Source organism: Pseudomonas cedrina subsp. cedrina (assembly GCF_001983175.1).
Classification (GTDB): Bacteria; Pseudomonadota; Gammaproteobacteria; order Pseudomonadales; family Pseudomonadaceae; genus Aquipseudomonas; species Aquipseudomonas cedrina.
Genome location: NZ_MNPW01000013.1, coordinates 135029 through 160632, shown reverse-complemented (window position 1 = coordinate 160632; position 25604 = coordinate 135029). Strand labels below are relative to the sequence as shown.

The 25604-nt window shown below is 60.2% G+C and carries 28 protein-coding genes and 2 tRNA genes; 16 read left to right on the top strand and 14 right to left on the bottom strand.

What is annotated here, in order from left to right; all coding sequences use genetic code 11:
• Nucleotides 1-4 precede the first annotated feature (4 nt).
• From BLL36_RS24780 to BLL36_RS24750, 7 genes are all read left to right on the top strand, one after another.
• A complete protein-coding gene (locus tag BLL36_RS24780; RefSeq protein ID WP_076954239.1) occupies nucleotides 5-1063 on the top strand; it encodes an NAD(P)H-dependent flavin oxidoreductase in 1059 nt (352 codons plus the stop codon).
• 281 nt (nucleotides 1064-1344) lie between these two features.
• Entirely contained in the window at nucleotides 1345-2097 is a 753-nt protein-coding gene (gene modA / locus BLL36_RS24775) for a molybdate ABC transporter substrate-binding protein (protein ID WP_076954238.1), read from the top strand.
• Nucleotides 2098-2778 carry a molybdate ABC transporter permease subunit gene (modB, locus tag BLL36_RS24770; RefSeq protein ID WP_076954237.1) on the top strand — a complete coding sequence of 227 codons (681 nt, stop codon included), beginning with the start codon at nucleotides 2098-2100 and terminating at the stop codon, nucleotides 2776-2778.
• Nucleotides 2779-2780: 2 nt separating this feature from the next.
• Complete coding sequence (modC, locus tag BLL36_RS24765) at nucleotides 2781-3860, top strand: molybdenum ABC transporter ATP-binding protein (protein ID WP_076954236.1); 1080 nt, start codon at nucleotides 2781-2783, stop codon at nucleotides 3858-3860.
• A gap of 75 nt (nucleotides 3861-3935) precedes the next feature.
• Nucleotides 3936-4985 (top strand): DNA topoisomerase IB, encoded by a 1050-nt coding sequence (locus BLL36_RS24760; RefSeq protein WP_076954235.1) that lies wholly within the window; start codon nucleotides 3936-3938, stop codon nucleotides 4983-4985.
• A 123-nt stretch (nucleotides 4986-5108) separates the two neighbouring features.
• Complete coding sequence (locus BLL36_RS24755) at nucleotides 5109-6731, top strand: ABC-F family ATP-binding cassette domain-containing protein (protein ID WP_076954278.1); 1623 nt, start codon at nucleotides 5109-5111, stop codon at nucleotides 6729-6731.
• A gap of 70 nt (nucleotides 6732-6801) precedes the next feature.
• Complete coding sequence (locus tag BLL36_RS24750) at nucleotides 6802-7506, top strand: YoaK family protein (RefSeq protein WP_076954234.1); 705 nt, start codon at nucleotides 6802-6804, stop codon at nucleotides 7504-7506.
• Nucleotides 7507-7649: 143 nt separating this feature from the next.
• Here the strand turns inward: BLL36_RS24750 and BLL36_RS24745 are convergent, their stop codons facing one another.
• The 4 genes from BLL36_RS24745 to BLL36_RS24730 all read right to left on the bottom strand — a co-directional run bounded on the left by BLL36_RS24745 (nucleotide 7650) and on the right by BLL36_RS24730 (nucleotide 9466).
• Complete coding sequence (locus BLL36_RS24745; protein ID WP_076954233.1) at nucleotides 7650-8003, bottom strand: hypothetical protein; 354 nt, start codon at nucleotides 8001-8003, stop codon at nucleotides 7650-7652.
• Nucleotides 8004-8175: 172 nt separating this feature from the next.
• Nucleotides 8176-8487 (bottom strand): AzlD domain-containing protein, encoded by a 312-nt coding sequence (locus tag BLL36_RS24740; RefSeq protein WP_076954232.1) that lies wholly within the window; start codon nucleotides 8485-8487, stop codon nucleotides 8176-8178.
• The gene (locus BLL36_RS24735; RefSeq protein ID WP_076954231.1) at nucleotides 8484-9179 is read right to left on the bottom strand and encodes an AzlC family ABC transporter permease; all 696 of its coding nucleotides are present in this window, start codon (nucleotides 9177-9179) and stop codon (nucleotides 8484-8486) included. Before BLL36_RS24735 ends, BLL36_RS24740 begins: the two co-directional genes overlap by 4 nt.
• A gap of 71 nt (nucleotides 9180-9250) precedes the next feature.
• Entirely contained in the window at nucleotides 9251-9466 is a 216-nt protein-coding gene (locus tag BLL36_RS24730) for a hypothetical protein (protein ID WP_076954230.1), read from the bottom strand.
• A 249-nt stretch (nucleotides 9467-9715) separates the two neighbouring features.
• Between BLL36_RS24730 and BLL36_RS24725 the strand changes: the two genes are divergently transcribed.
• The 3 genes from BLL36_RS24725 (at nucleotide 9716) to BLL36_RS24715 (ending at nucleotide 12168) form a co-directional block, all read left to right on the top strand.
• Nucleotides 9716-10999 (top strand): arsenic transporter, encoded by a 1284-nt coding sequence (locus BLL36_RS24725; RefSeq protein ID WP_076954229.1) that lies wholly within the window; start codon nucleotides 9716-9718, stop codon nucleotides 10997-10999.
• 13 nt (nucleotides 11000-11012) lie between these two features.
• On the top strand, nucleotides 11013-11480 hold the full coding sequence (locus tag BLL36_RS24720; protein ID WP_076954228.1) for an arsenate reductase ArsC: 468 nt from the start codon (nucleotides 11013-11015) through the stop codon (nucleotides 11478-11480).
• Nucleotides 11481-11556: 76 nt separating this feature from the next.
• On the top strand, nucleotides 11557-12168 hold the full coding sequence (locus BLL36_RS24715; RefSeq protein ID WP_076954227.1) for a LysE family transporter: 612 nt from the start codon (nucleotides 11557-11559) through the stop codon (nucleotides 12166-12168).
• 558 nt (nucleotides 12169-12726) lie between these two features.
• Here the strand turns inward: BLL36_RS24715 and BLL36_RS24710 are convergent.
• Nucleotides 12727-13416, bottom strand: coding sequence for a tellurite resistance TerB family protein (locus BLL36_RS24710; protein ID WP_076954226.1), 690 nt, complete (start codon nucleotides 13414-13416; stop codon nucleotides 12727-12729).
• 125 nt (nucleotides 13417-13541) lie between these two features.
• Between BLL36_RS24710 and BLL36_RS24705 the strand changes: the two genes are divergently transcribed.
• The 3 genes from BLL36_RS24705 (at nucleotide 13542) to BLL36_RS24695 (ending at nucleotide 14901) form a co-directional block, all read left to right on the top strand.
• Nucleotides 13542-14069, top strand: a complete 528-nt coding sequence (locus BLL36_RS24705) for a DinB family protein (RefSeq protein WP_076954225.1) — start codon at nucleotides 13542-13544, stop codon at nucleotides 14067-14069.
• Nucleotides 14070-14282: 213 nt separating this feature from the next.
• Nucleotides 14283-14369, top strand: a tRNA-Leu gene (locus tag BLL36_RS24700).
• A gap of 172 nt (nucleotides 14370-14541) precedes the next feature.
• Nucleotides 14542-14901, top strand: coding sequence for a hypothetical protein (locus tag BLL36_RS24695; RefSeq protein WP_076954224.1), 360 nt, complete (start codon nucleotides 14542-14544; stop codon nucleotides 14899-14901).
• Here BLL36_RS24695 and BLL36_RS24690 read toward each other — a convergent pair.
• Nucleotides 14893-15102 carry a hypothetical protein gene (locus tag BLL36_RS24690; protein WP_076954223.1) on the bottom strand — a complete coding sequence of 70 codons (210 nt, stop codon included), beginning with the start codon at nucleotides 15100-15102 and terminating at the stop codon, nucleotides 14893-14895. The genes BLL36_RS24695 and BLL36_RS24690 overlap by 9 nt on opposite strands.
• A gap of 83 nt (nucleotides 15103-15185) precedes the next feature.
• Here BLL36_RS24690 and BLL36_RS24685 point away from each other — a divergent pair, with 83 nt between their 5' ends.
• Nucleotides 15186-15866: an SOS response-associated peptidase family protein gene (locus tag BLL36_RS24685; RefSeq protein ID WP_076954222.1), complete on the top strand. Its 681-nt coding sequence runs from the start codon at nucleotides 15186-15188 to the stop codon at nucleotides 15864-15866.
• 53 nt (nucleotides 15867-15919) lie between these two features.
• A tRNA-Ser gene (locus BLL36_RS24680) sits at nucleotides 15920-15990 on the top strand.
• A gap of 57 nt (nucleotides 15991-16047) precedes the next feature.
• Here BLL36_RS24680 and BLL36_RS24675 read toward each other — a convergent pair.
• The 8 genes from BLL36_RS24675 to BLL36_RS24635 form a co-directional block, all read right to left on the bottom strand.
• Nucleotides 16048-16572 (bottom strand): lysis system i-spanin subunit Rz, encoded by a 525-nt coding sequence (locus BLL36_RS24675; protein WP_076954221.1) that lies wholly within the window; start codon nucleotides 16570-16572, stop codon nucleotides 16048-16050.
• Nucleotides 16572-16997, bottom strand: coding sequence for a cell wall hydrolase (locus BLL36_RS24670; RefSeq protein ID WP_076954220.1), 426 nt, complete (start codon nucleotides 16995-16997; stop codon nucleotides 16572-16574). The genes BLL36_RS24675 and BLL36_RS24670 overlap by 1 nt, the downstream gene beginning before the upstream one ends.
• A gap of 58 nt (nucleotides 16998-17055) precedes the next feature.
• Nucleotides 17056-17436 (bottom strand): hypothetical protein, encoded by a 381-nt coding sequence (locus BLL36_RS24665; RefSeq protein WP_076954219.1) that lies wholly within the window; start codon nucleotides 17434-17436, stop codon nucleotides 17056-17058.
• Nucleotides 17436-18749, bottom strand: coding sequence for a hypothetical protein (locus BLL36_RS31390; RefSeq protein ID WP_231998974.1), 1314 nt, complete (start codon nucleotides 18747-18749; stop codon nucleotides 17436-17438). The genes BLL36_RS24665 and BLL36_RS31390 overlap by 1 nt, the downstream gene beginning before the upstream one ends.
• Before the next feature lie 9 nt (nucleotides 18750-18758).
• Complete coding sequence (locus tag BLL36_RS24655) at nucleotides 18759-19415, bottom strand: hypothetical protein (protein ID WP_076954218.1); 657 nt, start codon at nucleotides 19413-19415, stop codon at nucleotides 18759-18761.
• Between the two features lie 322 nt (nucleotides 19416-19737).
• On the bottom strand, nucleotides 19738-23316 hold the full coding sequence (locus tag BLL36_RS24645) for a host specificity protein J (RefSeq protein ID WP_076954216.1): 3579 nt from the start codon (nucleotides 23314-23316) through the stop codon (nucleotides 19738-19740).
• Nucleotides 23317-23732: 416 nt separating this feature from the next.
• On the bottom strand, nucleotides 23733-24344 hold the full coding sequence (locus BLL36_RS24640; protein ID WP_076954215.1) for a tail assembly protein: 612 nt from the start codon (nucleotides 24342-24344) through the stop codon (nucleotides 23733-23735).
• Nucleotides 24345-24405: 61 nt separating this feature from the next.
• Entirely contained in the window at nucleotides 24406-24756 is a 351-nt protein-coding gene (locus BLL36_RS24635; protein ID WP_076954214.1) for a hypothetical protein, read from the bottom strand.
• A 150-nt stretch (nucleotides 24757-24906) separates the two neighbouring features.
• On the opposite strand from BLL36_RS24635, the gene BLL36_RS24630 reads away from it, so the two are divergent.
• Nucleotides 24907-25509 carry a DUF6338 family protein gene (locus tag BLL36_RS24630; protein WP_076954213.1) on the top strand — a complete coding sequence of 201 codons (603 nt, stop codon included), beginning with the start codon at nucleotides 24907-24909 and terminating at the stop codon, nucleotides 25507-25509.
• Nucleotides 25510-25604 lie beyond the last annotated feature (95 nt).

The window sequence follows — 25604 nt, the reverse complement described above, 5'->3', positions numbered from 1 at the left end:
CCCCATGAGCACCTGGCCAGATACGCGCCTTCTCGACCTGCTGGGCATCGAAGTACCGATCATCCAGGCACCCATGGCGGTCGGTACCACCACGGCCATGGTCATCGCCGCCAATAATGCCGGTGCCCTGGGTTCACTGCCGGCTGCGGCGCTGAGCATCGAGCAACTGCGCGACGCGCTGACCGAGATCCGCCAAGCCAGCTCGCGCCCCATCAACGTGAATTTCTTCTGCCACCAGCCGCCCGCGCCCGACGACGCCCGGGATCACCGCTGGAAGGCATTGCTGGAGCCGTACTACCGCGAATTGGGTGCCGACTTTGATGCGCCAACCCCGGTCTCCAACCGCGCACCGTTCAACGAGGCGGCGTGCGAGGTGGTCGAAGCTTTCCGCCCCGAGGTCGTCAGTTTCCACTTTGGCTTGCCGGAAAAATCGTTGCTGGATCGGGTAAAAGCCACGGGTGCCAAAGTGCTGTCCTCGGCTACCACGGTAGAAGAAGCCCTCTGGCTGGAACAACACGGCTGCGACGCCATCATCGCCATGGGCATTGAAGCCGGTGGCCACCGGGGCTTGTTTCTCAGCGATGATCTCAACACCCAGATCGGCCTGTTTGCCTTGGTGCCGCAAATTGTCGACGCGGTCAGTGTGCCGGTGATTGCCGCCGGCGGTATCGGCGACGCGCGCGGGATTGTCGCGGCATTCGCCCTGGGCGCCTCGGCGGTACAGATCGGCACCGCTTACCTGTTTACCCCTGAAGCCAATATCACCGCGTCCCACCATCATGCGTTGCGCAACGCCCAGGCCAGCGAAACCGCGCTGACCAACCTGTTCACCGGGCGTCCGGCACGGGGCATCGTCAACCGGGTAATGCGTGAGTTGGGCGCGATCAACCCCGCCGCCCCGGCATTCCCGACTTCCGGCGGCGCGCTGATGCCGCTCAAGGCCAAGGATGAAGCGGGCTTCAGCAACTTGTGGTCAGGCCAGGCGCTTCGCCTGGGCAAAGACACCACCACCTATGAGCTGACGCGCGAACTGGCGGAGCAGGCGCTGGCCAAGCTCAGGTAAAAGCGTCACCCTGCGGCACCTGCGGCACCTGCGGCACCTGCGGCAACTTTGCGCTGTACCGGCACCGGGCTATCGCTATATATTCGCGTACATAGCGATTAAGCCTCCCGTTGTAGTGAGCGGGCTTGTCCCGCGCTGGGTGGCGAAGCCGCCCCAAACCAAGCGGCTCGGTTCTACCTGAAGGTCGGAGGTATCTCTATTGGGGCGGCTTCGCCACCCAGCGCGGCAAGCCCGCTCACTACAGGTGCAGGTCAGCCGTACGTATTCAAAGGAGCTGTTTGATGAAGATTCACGCCTCACGCCTGGCCGGCCTGGTCGCGGCCCTTGCTTTCGGTTCGGTGCATGCCGATGAAGTCCAAGTGGCCGTGGCCGCCAATTTCACCGCACCGATCCAGGCGATTGCCGCCAACTTCGAAAAATCCACCGGCCATAAACTGGTCGCCGCCTACGGCGCTACCGGCCAGTTCTACACTCAGATCAAGAACGGCGCGCCATTCCAGGTGTTCCTGAGCGCCGACGACACCACGCCGCAAAAGCTCGAAGCCGAAGGCGAGACGGTCAAGGGGTCGCGCTTCACCTACGCCGTCGGCACCCTGGCCCTGTGGTCGGCGCAGCCAGGTTACGTCGACGCCCAGGGCGACGTGCTGAAACAGAACCAGTTCAAGCACCTGTCGATCGCCAACCCCAAAGCCGCACCCTACGGCCTCGCCGCCACCCAGGTGTTGGCCAAGCAAGGCCTCACCGAACAGGTCCGGGACAAGCTTGTTGAAGGCCAGAACATCACCCAGGCCTACCAGTTCGTCTCCACCGGCAATGCCGAGCTGGGCTTCGTTGCCTTGTCGCAGATCTATAAGGACGGCAAGGTCACCAGCGGTTCGGCCTGGATCGTTCCGGCGTCCATGCACGACCCGATCAAACAGGACGCGGTCATCCTCAACAAGGGCAAAGACAGCGCCGCGGCCAAGGCGCTGGTTGACTACCTCAAGGGAGCTGACGCCGCTGCCGTTATCAAATCCTACGGTTACGAGCTTTAAATGCCGCTGTCGAGCGCCGACTTTTCCGCTATCTGGTTGACCATAAAGCTGGCGTCACTGACCACCGTGATCCTGCTGGTCATCGGCACTCCCATCGCCCTGTGGCTGTCGCGCACCCGTTCCTGGTGGCGCGGGCCCATTGGCGCCATCGTCGCCTTGCCGTTGGTATTGCCGCCAACAGTGATCGGTTTCTACCTGCTGCTGACCATGGGCCCCAATGGCTTCTTCGGCCAATTCACCCAGTGGCTGGGCCTGGGCACCCTCACCTTCAGCTTTGCCGGGCTGGTCATCGGCTCGGTGATCTATTCCATGCCGTTCGTGGTGCAGCCGTTGCAAAACGCCTTCTCGGCCATCGGCACGCGCCCATTGGAAGTGGCCGCGACCTTGCGCGCCAATCCCTGGGACACCTTCTTCAGCGTGACCCTGCCCTTGGCACGGCCGGGGTTTGTCACCGCCGCCATCCTGGGGTTTGCGCACACCGTTGGTGAATTCGGCGTGGTGCTGATGATCGGCGGCAATATCCCGGACAAGACCCGGGTGGTCTCCGTGCAGATCTACGACCACGTGGAAGCCATGGAATATGCCCAGGCCCACTGGCTGGCCGGCGCCATGGTGGTGTTCGCGTTCCTGGTGTTGCTGGCGCTCTATGCCAGGCGCAAGACACCGATGGGCTGGAGCTGACGATGATTGATGTACGCCTGCATCTTAAGTATCCGGGCTTTGCCCTCGACGTGGATGTGCACGTGCCCGGTCGCGGCGTGACTGCATTGTACGGGCATTCCGGTTCCGGCAAGACCACCTGCCTGCGCTGTATCGCCGGACTGGAGCGCGCCGAAGAAGCCTTTATCCAGGTCAACGATGAAGTCTGGCAAGACAGCCGCAAGGGGCTGTTCGTACCCCCGCATAAACGCGCGCTGGGCTACGTGTTCCAGGAGCCCAGCCTGTTCGCGCATTTGTCGGTGCGGGCCAATCTGGAGTTCGGCCTCAAGCGCATCCCGCGCCAACAGCGCCACGTGGACATGGCCCAGGCCACGCAGTTATTGGGCATCGGCCACTTGCTTGATCGCCACCCGCACCACCTGTCCGGCGGCGAGCGCCAGCGCATCGGCATCGCCCGCGCGCTGCTCACCAGCCCGAGCCTGCTGTTGATGGACGAGCCGCTCGCCGCTCTGGACAGCACGCGCAAAGGCGAAATCCTGCCCTACCTCGAACGCCTGCACGATGAACTGGATATCCCGGTGCTGTATGTCAGCCATGCCAGGGATGAGGTCGCGCGCCTGGCCGATCACCTCGTCTTGCTCAGCGACGGCAAGGCCCTGGCCAGTGGCCCCATCGGCGAGACCCTGGCGCGGCTCGACCTGCCCCTGGCGCTGGGCGACGACGCCGGCGTGGTGATCACCGGCACGGTGAGTGCCTACGACGAGCACTATCAATTGCTCACGCTGCAACTGCCCGCCAGCACTTTGCACATGCGCGTCGCCCACGCGCCGCTGGCAATGGGCAAGGCGTTGCGCATCAAGGTGCAGGCGCGGGACGTCAGCCTCAGCCTGCAAGCGGAGGAACACAGCAGCATCCTCAACCGCCTGCCGGTGACGGTTACCCAGGAGATTGCGGCGGATAACAGCGCGCATGTGCTGGTGCGCCTGGACGCCGATGGTACGCCGTTGCTGGCGCGCATCACGCGGTTCTCGCGCGACCAACTGCAACTGCACCCCGGGCAGGTGCTGTGGGCGCAGATCAAGGCGGTCGCGGTACTGGCGTAGCAAACCTTTTGGCACGTCCGCAAGCCGCTGCGGTCAATCAGACATACCGGCCTGATTTGCCAAGGAACCCGCACCATGCCTGATTCTGCGTTGCCTGCCGACCTGCCCCGCGACCTGCACTACGTTGACGACACTCAGCCCGGCATCCGCCGAAAAAAAGTGCGGGGCACCTTCCAGTACTTCGACCCCAAGGGCGAACGCATCACCGACGCCGACGAGATCAAGCGCCTCAACACCTTGGCCGTGCCGCCCGCCTACACCGATGTTTGGATCTGCGCCGACCCGAGCGGCCATCTGCAAGCCACTGGCCGCGACGCGCGCGGGCGCAAGCAGTACCGCTATCACGCACGCTGGCGCGAAGTGCGCGACACCGACAAATACTCAAGGCTGCAGGCGTTCGGCAAGGCATTGCCGAAACTGCGCAAACAGCTGGAAGCGCAAATTGCCGAACCGGGCTTCACCCGCGAAAAAGTGCTGGCCACGGTCGTGATGCTGCTGGATGCGACGCTGATCCGGGTCGGTAACACCCAGTATGCGCGGGATAACAAGTCCTACGGGCTGACCACCCTGCGCACCCGCCATGTGGATGTCAAAGGCAGCGAGATCCAGTTCCAGTTTCGCGGCAAAAGCGGCGTCGAGCATCAGGTCAGCGTCAAGGATCGGCGCCTGGCCACAGTGGTCAAGCGTTGCCTGGAACTGCCGGGGCAGAACCTGTTCCAGTACCTGGACGAGGACGGCGAACGGCACACTGTCAGTTCCCACGACGTGAATGAGTACCTGCATCGCCTCACCGGGGCGGACTTTACGGCCAAGGACTACCGCACCTGGGCCGGTACCGCCATGGCGTTGGCGGTGTTGCGCGAGTTGCAGTGGCAGCCTGAGTCCGACGCGAAAAAACATGTGGTCGCCATGGTCAAGGATGTCGCCAAACAGTTGGGCAATACCCCGGCGGTGTGCCGCAAGTGCTACATCCACCCCGCCGTGCTCGAGCATTTCAGCCTCGGTGAACTCTCCCGGTTGCCCAAGCCGCGCCTGCGCAAAGGGCTCAAGGCCGAAGAGGTTGCATTGGCCATCTTCCTGGAAAAACTGGCGGCGGACTTGCCGGAAAAAGCCAAGGCGGGTTAGGCTGCGCGTCCCTCCTGACTCATGGGACGACCGCCGACGTGAACAACTAAGCCTTCCAGAATGTACCCGCAACGAGCGCCTGGCGCGCTTGTTGGCCTGTCCGACATTTTTTTGGAGGTGCTGATGACTGACGTCAACTGGCTGCCCACGCTTGTTTCCCTGCAACACCTTTGTTTCCAGTTCGCCAACGGCGAAACCCTGCTGGACGACGTAACCTTGTCCATCGATCACCGCCCTACCGGAATCGTGGGGCGCAATGGCCGAGGGAAAAGCGTCCTGGCCCAACTGATCGCCGGGCTGCTGCCGCCCTCCTCCGGCACGTTGAATCGACCGGCCCAGGTGGCTTACGTGGCGCAGAACGTGGTGGTCGCACCGGGCGAAACTCTTGCCGACCTCACCGGCACCGCGGAGGTATCCGCAGCCCTCAAGCGCATGACTCAAGGTACCGCGCAAGTCGATGACCTGGCATTGATCGACGACCGCTGGGACCTGGCCGAGCGCTTGCGCAGCGCCCTGGACGCAGCGGGCTTGTCGCAACTGCGCCTGGATACCCCGGCCGACCAGCTCAGCGGCGGTCAATTGGCCCGCGTTGCGGTGATCGGTGCGCTACTGGCTGCGCCAGAGCTGCTGGTGCTCGACGAGCCCACCAACCATCTGGACAGCAATGGCCGTGCATGGCTACTGCGTGTGCTCGGCGATTGGCGCGGCGGCCTGGTGGTGGTCAGTCATGACCGGCAACTGCTTAATACCATGGGGCGCATCATTGAACTTTCCCCCCTTGGCGTTCAGGTGTACGGCGGCAACTACGCGGCCTACCGCGCCCAGCGCGATGCGCAACAACAGGCCGCCGCTGCCGCGCTGGAGCACGCGCGCCTGGAGCGCAGCCGCGAAAGTCGGCGCCTGCAGAACGAGCACGACAGCCTGCAACGTCATGCCGCCCGCTCACGCCAGCAGGCGCAAAGCGCCAACGTCGACCGTTTCACCAAGGCACGCTGGAAAGGCGCCGCCACGCAAATCGTCAGTAACGTGCGCAGCGCCCATCGGCAACACAAACACGTGCTGGACACGCAAGTGCGCCAGGCCTACGAACGGGTCGTGGATGAAACGCCGACTCTGCTGGCGCTGCCCACCTGCGCGGTACCCAATGGCCGACAGGTGTTATCGCTGGTCGACGCACAGTTGCCATGGCTGCCGTCGAGCCGCCTCAACCTGCATCTGGCAGGCCCGGTGCGTGTCGCTGTGCGCGGGCCGAACGGCTGCGGCAAGTCCACGCTGCTCAAGGTCATTGCCGGCGCATGCGCCTTGGCCAGTGGAGAATGCAGCGTGCAGGTGCCCAGCGCCTATATTGACCAGCACCTCGTGCTGCTGGACGAGCATCGCTCGCTTGTCGAGCAGCTCAACCTGCTCGACACGCCATTGGCCCAAGCCGAATTGCGCACGCGCCTGGCCCTGCTGCAACTCGACGCCTTGCGCGTGACCCAGCCCGCCGGGCAACTCAGTGGCGGCGAGCGCCTGAAAGCCGCCATGGCGATTGCCTTGTGGCGCAAGGTGCCGGCGCAGTTGTTGTTGCTGGACGAGCCAACCAACCACTTGGACCTGGAATCGGTGGAGGCTTTCGAGCAGGCATTGCAGGGTTTTACCGGCGCGCTGATGGTGGTGTCCCATGACCCGGCGTTTGTGCAAGCGATCCGGCCGACCCATTTCCTCGACTGGCAGCCTGCAGGCTGGACCCTGACGTATGCCTGAGGTCATTGCATGCGCGCTCAAAGCATCCTACGGTAGTGGCCGGATAATCTCACCGAGGAGCCCCAGCCCTATGCTGCCTTCGCCCCGCAAGCCTTACGCCAACGCCGCATTGGCCCATCAACAACGCTGGCGTGGCCGGGTCGGGCTGATGCTGGTGGCCAGCCTGTCGGTGCTGGCCGGGATGACCGATGCCATCGGCTTCATGGCCAGCGGTGACTTTGTGTCGTTCATGAGCGGCAACACCACGCGCCTGGCGGTGGCGATCAGTGCGGGGGACCTGGGCCTGACCGGCCGGCTGCTGTTGCTGGTGGCAACCTTTATCGTCGGTAATGCCTTGGGCGTGGTGGTCGGCCGACTGAGCCGTCGTCATGCGCTGCCGTTGCTGTTGTGCATTGCCGCCTTGTTGTGCGGCGCCGCACTGCTGCCCTTCGCCGATACACTGCCTGCGCTGTTGGCGGCGATCATTGCGATGGGCATGCTCAATGCCGCCGTGGAAGAGGTCAACGGGTTGCCGGTGGGGCTGACTTACGTCACCGGAGCGCTTTCCCGCTTTGGTCGCGGGCTGGGGCGCTGGCTGCTCGGGGAACGCCGCAGCGGCTGGCGCGTGCAGTTGATACCCTGGGCGGGCATGTTCGTGGGCGCGGTGATCGGCGCGCTGCTGGAGCAACAGATGGGGCTCAAGGCGCTGCTGATCAGTGGCACGCTGGCGGGCTTATTGGGGTTGGTATCGCTGAAAATACCGAGGCGCTGGCACTTGGGTTACATGCCGCGCTAAAGAAAGAGGATGCTCGCCCGGCATTCAGGCCTCGACATCCATGTACTGGTAAAGAGCCATCATGCCGGGCGAGCGTGTGAATCATAAGCCAATGCCTTGGGCCTGTCGTGCCAGGCATTTCCTAAATCGCCTGAGGCAACGGACTACAGGCAGGTCGCGAGCGCGGCCAAACGACGCTTGGCCGGCATGGTGTCCTCTGCCGCGTAGTACTTGATGGTTGAGCCGGCACCCGCGCTTTGCACATCGACAAAGTAGTCACCCGCCGTGGTGTACACGGTAAAACCGCCCGCGCCGATCGGCTCCTTGAAGCCGCCGGCGTCAACCCCGAACACGCTTTCATCCTGCCAGCCGAACTGCACGCATTCGGCAACCGCCAGGGTGGCCTTGTCCGAAGCCAGGGTTTTGTAGGGCGCGCCCGCGCGCGCCTCCTTCATCTTCGAACCCGCGCAACCGGCTAATGCCGCCAGTACCAGTGCGCCTATTACCACCTTGTGCATGCCATTGCTCCGTTGAAAAAAACGCGACTGTATCATTGCCGTGGGCCGGTCTGACGACTGCATGAACTTTGTTTCACTGTCAGGGCGAAGATGCGCCGCTTAGAGTAACCACGCTCATTTTTGGAAGCCTCCCTTCTGCCCGCTCTCCCGCGGGCTTTTTTTCGTCCGGGTTTCAGATCAACCAACGCAGCAGATAAAACAACCCCATGCTCAACAGCACCGTGATCAACACATTGCGTGTCCAGACCATCAACGCCACCGCACTGACACCCGCCAACAAATAAGGGTTGGCCAGGCTCAGGTTGAGTTGATGGTCGTGCAGGAAAATGATCGGCCCGCAAATCGCCGTCAGCATGCCAGGCACCGCGAACCCGAGGAACTCGCGCGCGCCACGGTTGAGGCGCACCGGCAGGCGCGGTTCGATGAACAGGTAGCGGTTGAAAAATACCACCAGCCCCATGGCCACAATCATGATGTAGATCATCGTTGCCCTACTCCCAGGCGTTTGCAGGCATAGCCGGCGCTCATACCCAGCACGCCGGACACCACCACCGCCGATTCCCAGTGCAGGAAACTCAACCACACCGAAAACAGCAACGACACCGCCACGCAGACCACCGTGGGAATGTCACGCACCACCGGTGTGATCAGCGCGATAAACGTGGCGGCGATGGAGAATTCGAGGCCCAGTTGATCAAGGCCGGGAATGCTTTGGCCGAGCACGATGCCGGCCAGGGTGAACAGGTTCCAGATGATATAGAACGTCAGGCCGACGCCCAGGGCGTACCAGCGGTTGAAAGTCTGGCGGTCGAAGTGGTTGACCAGCGCGAAGAATTCATCGGTCAACAGAAAACCCAGGCTCATGCGCCAGCGGGTCTTGAGGGGCGCGAGGATCGGGCGCATGTGCATGCCATACAGCAGATGCTGGGAGGTCAGCAGCAACGTGGTCAGTACGATGGAAATCAGGCTGGCACCGCTCTTGACCATGCCGATGGCGACCAGTTGCGCGGCACCGGCAAACACGATGGCGGACAAGCCCTGGGCTTGCAGAGGGGTGAATTGCGCATCAATGGCCATGGAACCGGCCAGCAGCCCCCACGGCGCACAGGCCAGGGACAAGGGAATGACGGCGATGGCGCCGCGAGCGAAGGCATATCGAGGTAAGGCAGTGGGCATGGAAACGGCTCATCGACAAACAGTCGCCAAGCATGCCAGCCTCACAAGAGGCTTGTCTTGAACGATCTTGCTCAGGCGAGCCTGACCGACACTTGCTCCACCGAATCCCGTGCTTCGCGCAACTCATAGGCATCCTGGTTGAGACGGTGGATGGTGTTGAGCAGGCGCTGGCGCAGCAGTTCATCGCCGAGTTTTTCGACGGCGCGCATCAGGTCGAACGCGGCGGTTTCGTTATTTTCCGCGACGGAATCCAGGGTCTTGCGCAGGTTGCGAGTGGCACGGGTCACACGGGTCTTCCTTCATCAGCAATGGGCAGGCACTTTAGGACATTCATGTTTCATTTTAATTTCAACCACTTGTGGCGGATTTCGGTATCTTTGATCCATGTCAAATCGATACAAGGTTTGACTGAATGAAACGCAGCGATGCTATTGATCCACCCAGGCAAGAACTTTACGGACGCCAACCGATCCATGCTCTGCCTATCCCACTACTACGCGCCAGCAGCACCTGCTGAGCCACCGGAGCGCTGATCGATGCTTGTCGCCATTGCCATTTTCATCTTCACCATCGTCCTGGTCATCTGGCAGCCCAAGGGCCTCGGCGTGGGCTGGAGCGCAACAATGGGCGCGATCCTCGCCCTGGCCTGCGGCGTGATCAGCCTGGCCGACATTCCGGTGGTGTGGCACATCATCTGGAATGCCACCGGCACCTTCGTCGCGCTGATCATCATCAGCCTGTTGCTCGACGAGGCCGGTTTCTTTGCCTGGACCGCCCTGCATGTGGCGCGCTGGGGCCGTGGGCGCGGCCGGCGTCTGTTTGCTTATATGGTGCTGCTGGGCGCGCTGGTATCGGCGCTGTTCGCCAATGACGGCGCCGCGCTGATCCTTACGCCGATCGTGATATCGATGTTGCTGGCCCTGCGCTTTTCTCCGGCGGCGACCCTGGCATTCGTCATGGGCGCCGGTTTTATCGCCGACACCGCCAGCCTGCCGCTGGTGGTGTCGAACTTGGTGAATATCGTCTCGGCGGACTATTTCAAGATCGGCTTCAACGAATATGCCGCGGTGATGGTGCCGGTCAACCTGGTCAGCGTCGCGGCCACGCTGGCGGTGCTGTTGTGGTTCTTTCGCCGCGATATCCCGCAGGCCTACGACCCGGCCGACCTGGATGACCCTGCCAGCGCGATCCACGACCGCGCCACCTTCCGCGCCGGCTGGTGGGTGCTGGGCATCCTGCTGGTCGGTTGCTTTGCCCTGGAACCGCTGGGCATCCCCATCAGCGCCATTTCCGCGGTGTGCGCGGTGCTGCTGCTGGTGATCGCCGCCAAAGGCCACATGATTTCCACGCGCAAAGTGCTGAAAGAAGCACCGTGGCAAATCGTGATCTTTTCCCTGGGCATGTACCTGGTGGTCTACGGCTTGCGCAACGCGGGCCTCACCACCTACCTGGCGACCTGGCTCGATACGTTTGCCACTTACGGCGTTTGGGGCGCGGCCATGGGCACGGGCGTGCTGACGGCCCTGCTGTCGTCTGCGATGAACAACTTGCCGACCGTGTTGATCGGTGCGCTGTCCATCGAGTCCAGCCATGCCGTGGGCGTGGTCAGGGAGGCGATGATCTACGCCAACGTGATCGGCAGCGACCTGGGCCCGAAAATCACCCCGATCGGCAGCCTGGCGACGTTGCTGTGGCTGCATATCCTGGCGCGCAAGGGCATTACCATTACCTGGGGCTATTACTTCAAGGTCGGGATCGTGTTGACGCTGCCGGTGTTGTTGGTCACGCTTGCCGCCCTCGCCTTGCGCCTGAGCCTTTGAAGGAAATGCCGCCATGAAAGTCCTGTTCATGTGTACCGCCAACAGCTGCCGCAGCATTTTGTCCGAAGCGGTGTTCAATCACCTGGCCCCAGAGGGTTTCGAAGCCGTCAGCTCCGGCAGCTTTCCCAAGGGCCAGGTACTGCCGCGCAGCCTTGCTACCCTGCAGGCGGCGGGCATCAGCACCGAGGGTTTGTACAGCAAAGACAACGATGCGTTTGAAGGCAGCCCGCTGGACGTGGTGATTACCGTGTGTGATAAAGCTGCCGGTGAAGCCTGCCCGGTGTACTTCGGGCCCGCGCTGAAGGCGCATTGGGGGTTGGAAGACCCTTCGGATGTCCAGGGCGACGACGCGGCTGTGCAAGCTGCATTCGACGCTACGCTGGACATCATTGCCATGCGCTGCCGGGCGTTGTTCGCCGTGCCTTTTGCCGGCCTCAGTCGTGCCGAAGTAAAAGCCGAACTCGATCGTATTGCGCTGTAGAGCGGGCAACCGCTAGCCAGTGGATTCACTCTGGGTGCCAGCGTATGCTTTCGCACTTTCCTGAAAGGACGCGGGCATGGTGACGATTTTTTTCTACGCACTGGTATTCGGTTTTGTATTTTGCCTCTCCCCCGGCGCCGTACTGGCAGAGACGCTGCGCCGTGGTCTGCTGCATGGCTTTACCCCGGCACTTCTGGTGCAGGTTGGCTCACTGGTGGGCGATGCGGTGTGGGCGGTTATCGGGCTGACCGGGATCGTCCTGCTGATCCAGCATGACGCAGTACGCGTGCCGTTGACGGTGATCTGTGCGTTGTACCTGGCCTGGCTGGGCATCCGCAGCCTGATCGATGCCTGGAAGCTACCGGCATCCGACGAGGCCCCCGCCAGCAGCCGGAAAAATGCACTGGCGGTTGGCGCGGCAATCTCCCTGGCCAACCCGAAAAACATCGTCTACTGGGGCGCATTGGGCAGTGCGCTCTCTGGCATCGTCGGCGCCACGCCCAGCCATGGGCAAACCCTGATGTTTTTCGCCGGGTTCATGCTGGCTTCGGTGTTGTCATGCTTTCTGGTTGCGGCGCTGGTCAACCTCTTGCGCAAGAACGCATCCCCGCTGTGGCAACGCATCAGTTATGGCACTTGCGGGGTGGTATTGATCTACCTGGCGGTGCTGGCGGCAAAAGGGGTATGAGGTAAAAAAACCGACAACGGACCAGCGTTGCAGCTGCGATGGTGCTCACGGATGCAGCTCGATTCCACCTGACACAAGCGATCTCCTGTGGGAGCTCTCGAGCTTTAGCGAGGCAGCGATAGCGGAGTGTCAGGCGAAGAGCATACCAGCAATGCCGCCGTCTTCGCAGCCTCGCTGGGGCTCGACAGCTCCCACATTTAACCTTCGTCGCGCGTGAGATTGGGCTCGCGCGCGCAACCCAATTCCAGCCGAAACAACAATTGCGTCATTTGCCTTGCTTCCCCATTTCAGTCACAGGTATCTACGCAACGCTCAGAAGTTGGCGAGTTCCCTGTGGCGAGCGGGGCAAGCCCCAATGCCAGTCAGTTAAGGTTTTTTGTAGGAGCGAGCTTGCTCGCGAAGAGCTCACAGCCGCCGCGTTCACTCAGGAAACACGCGTTATCGTTGATGTTTTTCGCGAGCAAGCTCGCTCCTACAGGGGGCGATGTACGCTTAACTGAACGGCATTAGGGCAAGCCCGCTCGCCACAGTAGCCCCTAGATACCTATGTCTTTTCAATCAGGGTTTGGCTTTTTGCTCCAGATGCAGCTGCAATTGCGCGTCGATTTGCAACTGGCCCGCCAAGTCGTCCAGGTAATCGCGTTCGGCGTCTTGCTGATCATCCACCATCATCACACTGGCCAGGTAAACCTCGGCGGCGACTGCCGGGTCGCTGGCGAATTCGGCGAAATCCGCAGCATCCAGGGGCTTGGCGACTTCAGCGTCGAGCCACTGTTGCAGTTGCGGGTCATCGGTATGGCGGCCCAGCTCAGTGGAAATAAGCTGATGCTCGCTCTCGTCGATACGCCCATCGGCCTTGGCGGCGGCGATCAAGGCACGCAGTACGGCATGGCTGTGGGCTTCGGCGGCTGGACCGTCAAGCTGGTCGACCGTCTGAAGGGCTTGCTGCGGCGCATCAGCCTGCTGGCGTTGCCACGCCTGGTACGCCTGGAATGCGGCCATGCCCAGGGAAGCCAAGGCCGCGTAGTTCATTCCACCAGCACGCCCCTGGGCGGGACGCGTGCCAGGTGTTGTGCCCAACAGGCCGCCCAAGCCGCCTAATAGCCCGCCCAAGCCACCACCGGCCGAGGTATTACCGGTGCGGGAGCCTTTCAACAACCCACCGAGCACGCCACCGAGGCCGCCAGACGAAGCATTGCCGCCTTGCCCGGCGCGCAAGAGTTGTTCGAGTAAGTCGCTGGTGTTCATGGCGTCACCCTCCCAGGGTGCCGTATTGGCTTCTAACAAACATAGCTCGATCTTGCCGGAACACCATGACCGCCGGGCAGCCACGGCCTATCATGACGCCCGCGTGATTTATAGAGAGAGCCCAAGTGAACCGGATTGAGCACGTCATACTGATGGCCCGCTATAACCAATGGATGAACCGCAAGCTCTACGATGCGGCCGGCAGGTTGTCGGATGCAGAATTGCAGTTGGACCGCCAGGCGTTTTTCGGCTCGATCCTCGGCACACTCAACCATCTCGCCTTGGGAGACACCGTGTGGCTCAAGCGTTTTGCCCAGCACCCCGCAGGCTACGAGACACTGGCGCCGTTGAACGCCATTGCCACACCCGCCGATCTGACGCAGCTGGCATTTGCCGACCTCCGTGAACTGGCGGCCCGGCGCGCCTGGCTGGACCAGCTCATCATCGACTGGGCCCACACGCTGCAGGAGCCCGAGCTGGACCATCGCCTGCACTACCACAACATGCGGGGGGCGCCCGCAGAAAAGCCCTTTTTCGGCCTGCTGGTGCATTTTTTCAATCACCAGACCCACCACCGGGGCCAGGCAACCACCTTGCTGACCCAGGCGGGACTGGATGTGGGGACGACGGATTTGCTGGCGTTGATTGACTGAGCGGGATTCAGGCCAAGCCCCACGCCCCCACCTCAAATGCTTCAAAGCCCATACTTCCGCTAGCGGCAGGATTCTTCGCATTGGTTGCAAGCTCATGTAGCTCACTGATCTACCGAGCTTTTTCATTTTCCCCTCATGCGAGAAAGCCGCAAAGCTACCTTGCGCAGCAGCGCCTGGATCTATATATTCCCAACCCTGCTGCACCGCGCTGCCGCCCGAATGGCGAAACTGGTAGACGCATGGGACTTAAAATCCCCCGCTCGTAAGGGCGTCCCGGTTCGATTCCGGGTTCGGGCACCATAGATATCAAGGGCTTGCCAGGGAAACCTGAGCAGGCCCTTATCGTTTCTGCTCCGCAATTTCAGAACCTGCTCCGCAATTACCCATCTCCGGCGTCCTGCCGACGAACACCACTCCCAAATCCGCAGCGCCTCGATTACTGTATACGCATACAGTATTTGAGTTTCGCAATATGAACGTTGACATGGATACCGATGACTGGCTTGGCTGCCCCACTCCCCTCGAAATGTACAAGCACCAGTGCGCGCTGCTCGAGGATGAGCTCATCCAGACCGGGGCAATGCTCCGTAAAGCACGGGCGAACATCGCCGGCCTGGTGCAGATGAACGATTTGCTGATCACCTGGAAGAAGGAAGCCGACGCACGCCTGATTCGGTACGCTGAAGAGGTTAGCGCTCTGAATCACGCAAATTCTGAAATGGGCAGGAAGATCAATAGCCTGATGATCGTCTCGAGCCAGCGTGACCATCTGTCCCGAGAGAATCAGCGCGTGCTGCTGGAGCTGAAGGTGCTCAAGGGGCCGTCAGACTAATTCTTCGGCATACGCGGCGCCCGCCTCTTCGACTAGCTCCCGCCAATCTCCGCTGTCAATTAAGCCGCGCTCTTTGAAGTCGTCGGCCAGCGCCAGCCTGGTTTCGTAGCGATCTTCAGGCGTTGCGGAAATGAAGGCGGGATCGTTGCGCAGCGCAAACCACGCCTCCAAGGCGTTGACTTGCTCAATGTTGGTCGTCATGACGAATACTCGTGGCCATTGTCTACAGTGTAGAAATCGGCCGGCGAGCAGCTGTTCAGCAGCGCCGACGAGTGGAGAAATGTATGTGTGGAAGACTCTCGCAGTACCGCGGTATCCATGACTTCGCGGCAGCCTTGAGCATGCCCAACGCGATGGTGAATTCCGTGGGTGACGATTCGATCGATCGATACAACGTCGCGCCAACGACGCAGGTTGCGCTGCTGCACCTGCAGGGTGACCTACTGCACGCTGACCCGGTGCGCTGGGGTTGGCGGCCGCACTGGGCGAAAGATCGTGCAGCACCGATCAATGCTCGAGTCGAGAAGGTGGCCCACGGACCGTTCTTCCGGGCGATCTGGCCGCACCGGGCAATCGCTCCTATCGACAACTGGTTTGAGTGGGTGGACGAAGGCGGACCGAAAAAACAGCCCTACCTGATCCGTCGGCGGGACGGTGCCCCCGTGCTGTGCGCCGCCATCGGCCAACTGCCGGATGCCGATGAAGGCCCAGGCGAGCATGACGGCTTCGTGATCATCACCGCCGACAGCGCCGGCGGCATGGTGGACATTCACGATCGGCGGCCGGTGGTGCTGACGCCGGACCTGGCCAGAGAATGGTTGGACCCTGCCACACCCAAAGAGCGAGCCGAACAAATGGTTTTTCACCAAGGCGAGCAATCGGAGGTGTTCGAGTGGTTCAAGGTCGACACGGCAGTCGGCAACGTCAGAAATCAGGGTTTAAATCTGATTGCAAGAAAAGATTGACACAAGCGATTTTACTTTCCTATAGTTTCAGCACTCCGTCTTGCACGGTAAATGGGAGCTTAGCTCAGTCGGTAGAGCGGCGGTTTTGAAATCCGCGCGTCGGGGGTTCGATTGCCTCAGTCCATTCAGAAGCCCTGGCTAAATGCCGGGGCTTCGCTTTTTCAAGTCAGGCAGTTTGTGCTTACGGTGCAGGGCCTATAGCCCTGACGTACGCCTGGCAGGCCCGCAGCGCGATCACGGCGTTGTCCCCGTCGTCGGTGATGGCGATAATTCGTTGAGCATGCGCTGGGTCAAGCTGGGCTCGACGGGCTGCATGAACCACGCTGACGGTGCCGGGGGTGGCGGGCACGTTGCAGCCACTGGCTGAATCCGTGGCGTCGAGAAGGACTGACAGCCGCAGATCAGAAGTGGCAAGGCGATCGCGCAGGCGAGCCTGGTTGCGTTGGACATCGATCAATTCCTTGGTGTGTTGTTGGTCCTGGATGGCGAGCTGCTGCTCGGCGGCCAGGCGCTTGTCCTGCTGGGTGCGGGCCTGGGCGGCAGCGGCATTGCTGATGGCGGCCAGGTCATCCTTGTGCAGGCCGGCCTGCTCTGCGAGCTTCTCGCCCATGCGCCAGTCTTGGACCTGCCAGGCGGCGCCAAAGCCAACGGCCAGCACCAGCACGAATGCCAGACCCAGGCCGATCAGCTTCTGTACGGGGGTCATCACGGCACATCCTTGAAGAAAATGTGGTGGCCGAGGCGCAGCGTCTCCTTGGCCCCCGCCGCCCAGGCCGGAGGCTTCGGCATGGTCGTGGCGTAGTAGTGAGTGGCGCCGCCGGTTGGATCGGGCACCGCACCGGACATCACCATGTCAGCCGCTTTCTGCGCCTGGGCGAACTGCGCGGCCGGGATCGGCTTAGCGCCACTCAGGTAGGCGTAGTTCGGGTCGTTCTGGTTCCAGCAGCTGAATTGCCACGGCTTCAGGCACACGCCAGCGTAGCCTTCGCCCCACCAAGACTTGGCCTTTCCGTCGAACACGCGGTTGCGGATCGTCCAGGCCGCGGCGATCTGCCCGTCCAGCCCTTCGCCGCGGGCCTCGCCCCAAAGTGTGCGAGCCAGGACGTCGCGGTCTTTGTCGGTTGCGTTCATACTTTTCTCCAGGCAAAAAAATACCCGCTCATGGCGGGTGGCGGTGTTCGGAAGAAGATCAGCTCGGCGCTATAGGGCGCTTGGTGCTGTCGGGGAAGTCAGGGTTATCCGCAGTCCACTTGCGCAGCGCCAGCCAGTATTTTTGCCACTGCTGGGCAGTGCCGGGGATTCCTTCCTCACCGTACTCGATGGCAGTGACGTTTTGCTGGGCCTTGGGCATCTGCGAATCACGCCACTCGTTTTCAGTGAATGCGTTCTCTGCATTAACTACATCCATCGGTATCTGCCACTCACCGCTAATTAACGCCTGATGCCGGTCACTGGGCCTTTCAGAAACCATTTCTACGATTGTTCCACCTATGAATACAGCGTATTCATCAATATCAATTTCATCGGCGAGATTAACTACAAACCCATCAGGGTTAAAAAGCATTCTCATTATCGCCCCCCAAAAACTTGAAGTACGCATAGCCCGCGATCTATGAGGGTATCCGCTAAACGGTTGACGACATCCACGTAGGCTAGTTGCAGGTTGAACGCGTAAGGTGAATTGCCCTGGTTAGTGTTGGCTGCGACGTTAGACACAAATACCGGCGCATAGTTAACGTTCAATAGCGGGGTTGTGAACGTGACTCGGTATGTGCCTACAGCCGTTCGCACTACACTTGCTACTCCGAAACTTGACCTTATGGTCCCCGTTGCTCCATCAAAATTAACCCATGCTGTTGCGAGCTGCTGGGGGGAGCCAGAGAGCTTTGCGCTCAATGCATTTTGCAGATCTGTTTGATTGGCTAGGGTGCCGCCGATTGCCCCCCAAGATAAGGCGCTGACTGGGTTCATGTTAACCCAAGCCAGCCAAGTTCCGTCTAATCGAAACCGTATCATGCGAGGCAATGAGTTGTTTAGGTACGTCCACGTCTGGACAGCTACACTCGAGTTGTAGTTGTCCATAGTAAGAAAGCCTTGATTTCGGTTATCGTTACCAGGGAAAACAGAGCCCTCCCAAATGAGCTCGGTCAAATATCTCCCGTTATTAAGCGGAGCATTAGCATCTGATATCCTCTCGCCAACAAGCGCGCCGTTGCCGCCCTGCCTAATGGATAGTGGCGTGGTCAAACCGTTAATTGAGGTGATATCGCTGTTTGCGCCGCTTGCCGCCTTCCCAACTGTCACAGCTTCGGCTTGCTCGGCAGATTCAGCAGCGGCGGCTGCCGACGCAGCAGCAGCCTGCTCAGATTGAACAATCGAATCCCGAGCCGTTTCTGACCGATCTGCCGCTGAGCCCGATGCCTGAGCGGATGTAGCGCTTTGCTGAGCCGCGAGTTGCGCTGCTTCCTTGTTGCCGGTGGACAGTGTTGCGGCATCGCTGGCAATAACTGCCTGCTCGGTGGCAACTGTCTTTGACTGCCCGGCAGACGCTGCTGCCTCGGTAGCGGCAGCAACCTGCTCCTGCATATCGGCAACACCGCTGGCAATCACCTGAGTAGCTGCACGCAAGGCGTCGGCCGAATCCTTTACGTAACCCTGCATGGGCGCAAGCGAATACACGCCAGCTTCTACCGCGGCACCCTGATAGGCAGGCGCGATTGATAGCGCGGTGTTGCTGGCGATGTTGGTGACTTCGTACCATTCGCCATCAGGCCCGCGGAATGCGTCACCGACGCGCGCGTTAGCGATGAAGGAGGTGCCCGTTCCGATCACAGCGTTGCTGTCAGGCGTAACGGCAACCGTTCCTGTTTTGTACCAGGTCATTAAATTCCCCTAAGAAATAGGTTTTGCGAAAACAACGGGCGTATATAGGGTGGTTTGAATATCTACTCCAATAACTTGAATCACTAATCTGTTGTTGCCGTATTCCCAGATTGCATACATATTTCCCTGCCTGGATGTACCGCCGGCCACATCCATTGCGATGTTGTTGAGTAGCATGTAGTCGCCGGTGTTTAGGGGCGAGTCCGCCGTCCAGCTCAGCCTGTATACACCCTGGCTTGTCTGATCGGCTCCTAGATAACCCCAGCCAGAAATAGTCCTCGTAAACTGGGCAGCGGGCGTCCCGTTATCAAAAAGTAATTTGGAATTTCCATCCCAAAGCCTTATTCCGTAGGTTGCAGTTTCGTTAGACTTAAAAGCTGCGGAAAACCAGGAACCTGATGTTCCCTGCCCTGAAATACCCACGAAAGAAAATCCCGTCCAAGAACCGGGCGAGCCAAGCACTTTGCAAAAACAGAATGTATTCGACTGGCTGGGCCTGACAAACACAAGCGGCGGCTCGGCAGTTGTTACTGTTGCAGGGAAAGAAACACCTACGCCCGAACCATTTCCACTCCAAGTTCCGCGAGCAACAACAACCAACCTAGAAAACTCAGAATCTAAAGTAACGACATTTCCACTATTCACATAGGTCAAGCCATGAGCCATTACCGATACCTCATTACTAGAAGCCTTTGCGGAGTTAACCCTATAGGTCCAGTTGATTTAGAGGGGCACCCAAAATAAACCGTAACCCCACCATTACCAACCACAGGGGTGTATTGAATGGCGTAGGCGCTCTGCGCGTCGGTACTATAGTTAGATATCGGCACACAAACAGCAGAGTGCGTTGCCGGACTTACCCCAGGAATTGAGATAAATGTGCTGCGCCCCGCCACTGTAACTACGGCAGAATAGGTAACTCCTACAGTGAAAGAGTTCTCATCTAATTCAAGGGCGCCTGTAGCGCCCCAAATCCTGAGCCCGGCAATCATGCTGTTAGATCTCCGAGTTGCACGCGCTTAACGTTGTTTTCGTCGTATACCTTGATCGCCCGGTTGGTCATGGTCAGGCGCCCACCGCCGGGTGCGGGGCCGTTGAACTCCAAGTTGCCGGCCTTATCCAGCCGCCATCCCTGAACACCGGCGACATAGTTGTCGGATTGCAACGCCTGGCCGATCTTCAGCATGGTTATGCTGCCGTCCTGAATGAAGGCCGAGCGCATAAAGACTTGCCCGTTCTGCACCGTGAATGGCGTGAACACCTGACCACCAGCGAGGGTGCTCACAATCGCGAAACGATCAGCGCTCACCAGGAACTGACTTTGAAGCACGCCCTCCTCGTCCTGCTCGATACCCAGGCCGAACCCGGCCGCGACCAACTGGCCGGCGGCATTGACCTGCATCTTCACGGAATACATCGTGGAAAACTTGCCATCGGTGTTGGCCAGGGCCTGGCTCACGGTTTGAACTGCCGCCGAGGTATCGCCAAGCTCTACGCCTATCTGCTGGATAGCCTGGGCCGTTGCTTGCCTGTCCGTGACAACCACGCTTTCGAGTTCGCTCACCGAGCCGGCGACATCACCCACCGAAGCGGTGAGTTCGGTCTGGCGCTGCACCATGGCGGCGTTCTGCGAGGCGCGCGTCTTCACCTCCTGCGCAAAACTCGCCGAGGCGTTGTAGCCCTGGAGTGCGTCAGCGAGATCACCTTCGCCAGTGTCGTCCCGGTAGGCGGACTGAAGCGCCTGCAGGCTCGACGCGGCCGCGGTGACCACGCCATCCAGCTCGGTAATGCTGGTGGTGTTGATCTCCACCTGGCGCGCCAGCCCGTTCGCGGTGACCAGCACCTGGCCCACGTCCACCCAGTAAGCAGCGTTCGGCGGCGAGGTATTGACCGGCACCAGGCCGGTGGCCTGATAGATCCGCTTGCCAACCACCACCAGGTCGCCCTCGAGGTAGGTTTGCTCAGGGTCATAGGCCGAAAGACCGTCCAGCGCATCGATCTGCGCCTGCAGGCCTGGGATCTTGTCGATTTCGTCAGTGATCTCCTGGCCCAGCTCCGTGCGACCGATCTGCCCGGCGATCAGCTCCAGCACCGGTGCCGCATCGGCACTGGCCTGGCCCATCACGCCGTTGCCGACCGGGTAGAACGGTCCCACGTTGCCGGTGCGATCTACCAGGCGCGCCCAGAAGAAGAACTGCGCGCCAGCCTTGAGGGCCTGCATGCTGTAATCCGCCTGAGGGTGCGCCAGGTCTGCCAGCTTGGTGGCCACCGAAAGGTCATTGGCCTGGCCATACCACAACTCGGTGCGCTGGGTATCCTCGGCGCCAGCAGGGAAACTCCAGCGAATGCCGATGCCGAACAGTTCGCTCGTGGTGGACAGGAACGCCACCGCCGGCGGCAGACCGACCTTCCCTTCCAGGTTGGTCAGGTTGGAGCTCTTCCAGATCGAAGATATCTCGAAGGCGCTTACCGACCGAACCCGGGCAAGGTAGGCGCCCGAGTAAATGCCGGTGACGTCAACACTCGTCGCGCCCGTGCGCTGCAGCTTGATCCAGTTGCCGCTGTCCTTGCGCCACTCCACGTCATACGCGACAGCACCGTTCACGGCGGGCCACGAGATGTTCATGGTGCTGATCGCCAGGCCCTGATCAACGGAATAGTTCGATGTAATGTCGACGCTCGCCGGTGCCGGTACCACGGTGATTGGCACAACACTGATTGGCCGCTCTTCCAGCCGGGCGCCGGTGTCGATGTGAGCGAACTTGCTCGGGTCGTACTGCACGGCCGAGATTTCAAACACGCCAGGCTCCGGCCGCGCCACGCTGACCACGCGATAAAGCGGGATGGCCAGATCGTCAGCATCCAGCGCCCAAACCAGTTCGCGCTCAGGCGGTACGGAGTAGGCGACGGTAACGGTTACCTGTCGGCCGCTGACCAGTTGTACGGTCCGCCCTTCACACTTCCCGTCTGGCAGGTTGAGGATCAGCCTGTCGCCGGGCTTGGCCTGGGTGTCTCGGTCCAAGGTGATGACCTTGCCGTTCACCGCCGAGATGCGCCCGCCCACCGGCCGGCCTGCAAGCAGTTCGTCAGCGATCGGGATCACATATCCAGGCAGCGGAATACGGCCATCGAGGCCGACCTTGAAAGTAACCGCCCGGTCCTTGGAGTTGGTCAGCAGCGCCCACTTACCGCGGCGCTGGGCCTCGGATTCGCGGGTGCAACCGATAGCGCTGATCTCCAGCGGGTTGTCGCCGTAGCGCCTCTGCAGCTTGGCATCGGTAACCGCGGTGACGTCGGTGTCGAAGTTGTTCAGTGGGTTGTCGTAGCTGATCAGCGCCCGGGTGTAGCGGGTGCGCTCCGATGCGCTGGAATAGATGAATGGCTGACGACCTTCGGTGATGACGTTCGCAGCGGTATAGGCGAAGTCGTAATCGGTGGCCCGCGGCATATCCGCAAGCGTGAACACCTGGCCCTGGGCCCAGTAGGTCATGCCGCGGTAGATCGTCGATATGTCGCGAAGCAGCGACCAAGCGTCAGCCTTGCTCTGCAGGTTCAGGTTGCAGACAAAGCGCGGTTCCATGCCGCCTTTTCCGTCCGGCACCAGCTGGTCGCAATACTGCGAGATGCGGTACAACTCCCACTTGTCCACCATCCACGGCTTGATGCGACGGCCCAGGCCGAAACGGTCGTTCGTGGTGATGCCGTAAGTGTGCCAGACGGGGTTGTCGGTCCACGCCTCTTTGAAAGTTCCGTCCCAGACGCCCGTATAGGTGCGCGACCTGGTGTCGTAGTTGCTCGGCACCTGCCACTTCCGACCATCGCATTCGATCGTCACAGCCGGGATGCTGCGGAACTGCTCAGCAGAAAACTCGATGTAAAGCAGCGCGGTGTTCGGGTACCGGATCTTGGCGTCGATCACCTCGGTGAAGCCCGCAATCTGCATCGTGTCCGAGATTTTGTTGTTGTTCTGGTTGGCCGTCAGTCGAGTGATGCGCAGCAGCCACCCGGTGGTCGCGCGCGGCAGGTTGATACGGCGGGTCCGCTCGTACAGGCTGGTGGTCTTGCCGGATACTGCCTCGTTCAAAACCTCCTGGTAAGTCCCCCCATCCGTTGCCAACTCGACCTTATAGCCGATCGCGTAACCGGTGATGTTGCCGCCGGCGTCCACCGATTGGAGCGCAGGCCAGGCAAAGCGCACTCGTACAGCTGAGAGCTGGGTATTGGTGATCGCTCGAACCCACGGCGTTCCGCTGCGGAGCTCAGTGCTGATGGTTGTTTCGTTTTCGACCGATGGGATGCCCTGGATATAGGACTGGTCCACAGCCCCGCTGCGCCACTCCCACTTCACGTTCGGGAAGTTCATGTTCCCCTGCGGGTCTTGCAGGGGCGTATTGTCGAGAAAGATGTCCTTGGCGGTCGGAGCACCGTCAAACTCGCCCTCGCCCACAGCAATAAGCATTTTCGCAATGGCGACGGAGCGCAGGCTGTCTGGTGCCTCGGTTGGGGTTTTAGGCTTCTCGGAGCCGCCCTTGGCGCCATAAACATCGATCTTGCGTGCTGCGCCCATGCTTTTCTCCAGGCAATAAAAAACCGCCTCGTGGGCGGTGTGGTGGCGTTTGTCTGTGTGTCGTGGTGCTGGACATAGAGCGATAAGCCCTTACCATGGGCGTTCCGATCAGCCATCAGGGAAGTAAATGCTGATGAATAAAGCACTTTATTGGCTACGTTTTTTAGCCTCAATACCCTTTTATGCAATATCCATTTTGATATGGGCATATATCGTAAAAACGGTTATCAAATCTGCGGTGCTCGTATTTTCAGTGTATTTAAGCCCTTTCCGATTTGGGCAGGTGTTGGGAATCTGGATTATTTGCATTGTGGCGGCGGGCATATCTGTTGGCCTATGGATGCTTGGCAGATACGTGCGTACCTCGAGCTTTAAAAGGGCCCCCCAACCGACGACCACCGAGCTGCCATAAGATCTTACATCTGGTCTTCCGCATAAATGGCGGCACTGATGATCGCACCGCCCCACCGTCGGCGGCCGGCACACAGCGACACAGGATTACCGGAGGCAGTTGTGTTCTTGGCGCTGCCGAAGGCGTAGCCGGGAGTGTTCTCGGGCGCGGCGCTTGTCTTGAGGCCGCCAGCCTGAGGGCTGAGCATCTGTATTACGCCGCCCAGCACCATTGAGCCACCCATCATTACCAGGGCCGAACCGAAAGGCGCGCCAGCGCCGAAAGTGCCGCCAGTGATAACAAGGCCCACAACGATCAATACGGCGCCGATGATGGTTTGCAAGGCCCCTCCGCGCTTGCTGCCAGTGATCACCGGTGCGATGCGAATGTCACCTTCGCCGGTGAATCCAAGCTCCTTTTCCGCCAGGTTGGTCTTCCCTCGAAAAACTGCGAACTCAATCCCCCTGGACTCGGCATTTGACAGGAAGCGTTCGAAGCCGGGGATTTGCACACACAGCGCTTTTACCGCTTCCGCCGGCGTCCTTACAGCCATTCGAAAAGACCGTCCAAACTGCCGAAGTTGACCGTAAAGCAGGATCGTGGTCATGGGCTGATAATTGATGGCGAGTGCTGCCATTGAGTTTTCTCCGGACAATAAAAAAGCCCGCCGAAGCGAGCCTTTGATGAAGTGGTGCGGACTATAGGCAGCCTTGCAGCGCGGCCAATCGCTTATTCGCAATCCAGTTGGGGACCACCACATAATACTTCGCTTCGGACCCCGACCCTTTCGGCTGGATGTCAACGAAGTATTGCGATCCCTCGGTGAATACCGTGTATCCGGTGTCACGGCCAGGCTGAAGGGTTGCGCCAGGCGTACCGCCGAAAATTGACTGGTTCTGCCATTCGTACTGAACGCATTTGGCGAGCGCAGCATCAGGCTTCTTGGAGGTCATCACCTTGTAAGGTCCGCTTTGGCGCGCCTCATTCATCGTCGGCGCCATGCACCCCGCCAGCATCGCCACCGCTACCGCCGCTATCAAAAACCGCATGATCAATCCTCATCCCGAAAGTGCCGACTGTATCGTGATGCTGGTCAGGTATCCAGCATGTTCAAATGCACAGTAACCGAAATCACCCCAGCCATAGTAGCTTTGCGCCACTAAACTTCCACTAGAGCGACGAGTGAAGGAATAACAGGGATGGATGAAATTTCAAAGGAGCTTCTCCCGGCATTACAGCTTTTCTTGCCCGGCTTTCTCTCCATGACAATATTTTACTGGTTTGCAGAAGTACCTAAAACCAGCCAGTTTGAGCGTGTTATACAAGCCTTGATATGCACAACCTTCATCACTATGTGCGTCGAGGTTATTCAGCAAGTAGCTTTGCTGGTAGGCCAAAGCTATTTGATCGGAACTTGGACAACCGTAACCGCGAATCTCTACGCTTTAGGTCTCGCCGTGGCGCTAGGATCTCTCTTGGCGCATGGCAGCAACCATGACTGGATATACGCTTTAGCTCGAAAATTCGGTCTCACGTCCAGAAGCTCAACCCCGGAGACGGTACATTTATTTAAAACCTATGGCGGGGACGGTGTGGTTCTTCATATGCTGGATGAACGTCGACTTATGGGATACTTGGTTTCCTTTCCCAGCCACGAATCGTCTGGTCTCTATTTGGTAGAAGAGCCTCACTGGCTCCTTCCTGGTAAGCCGGTTCCGGAGCGAATTATAGGAAGCGGGTTCTTAATGGTAAACTCCGTCGATGTACGCTGGGTAGAGTTCCTCAAGGAGGGCAAGTCATGAGTAGAGAAGACACTGAAACACTTAGAAAAGTATTGAATGGGGAGTGGGTTATCTCTAAAGAAAGCTTCATGCCCGAGGTCACTCGACGGCCCCTC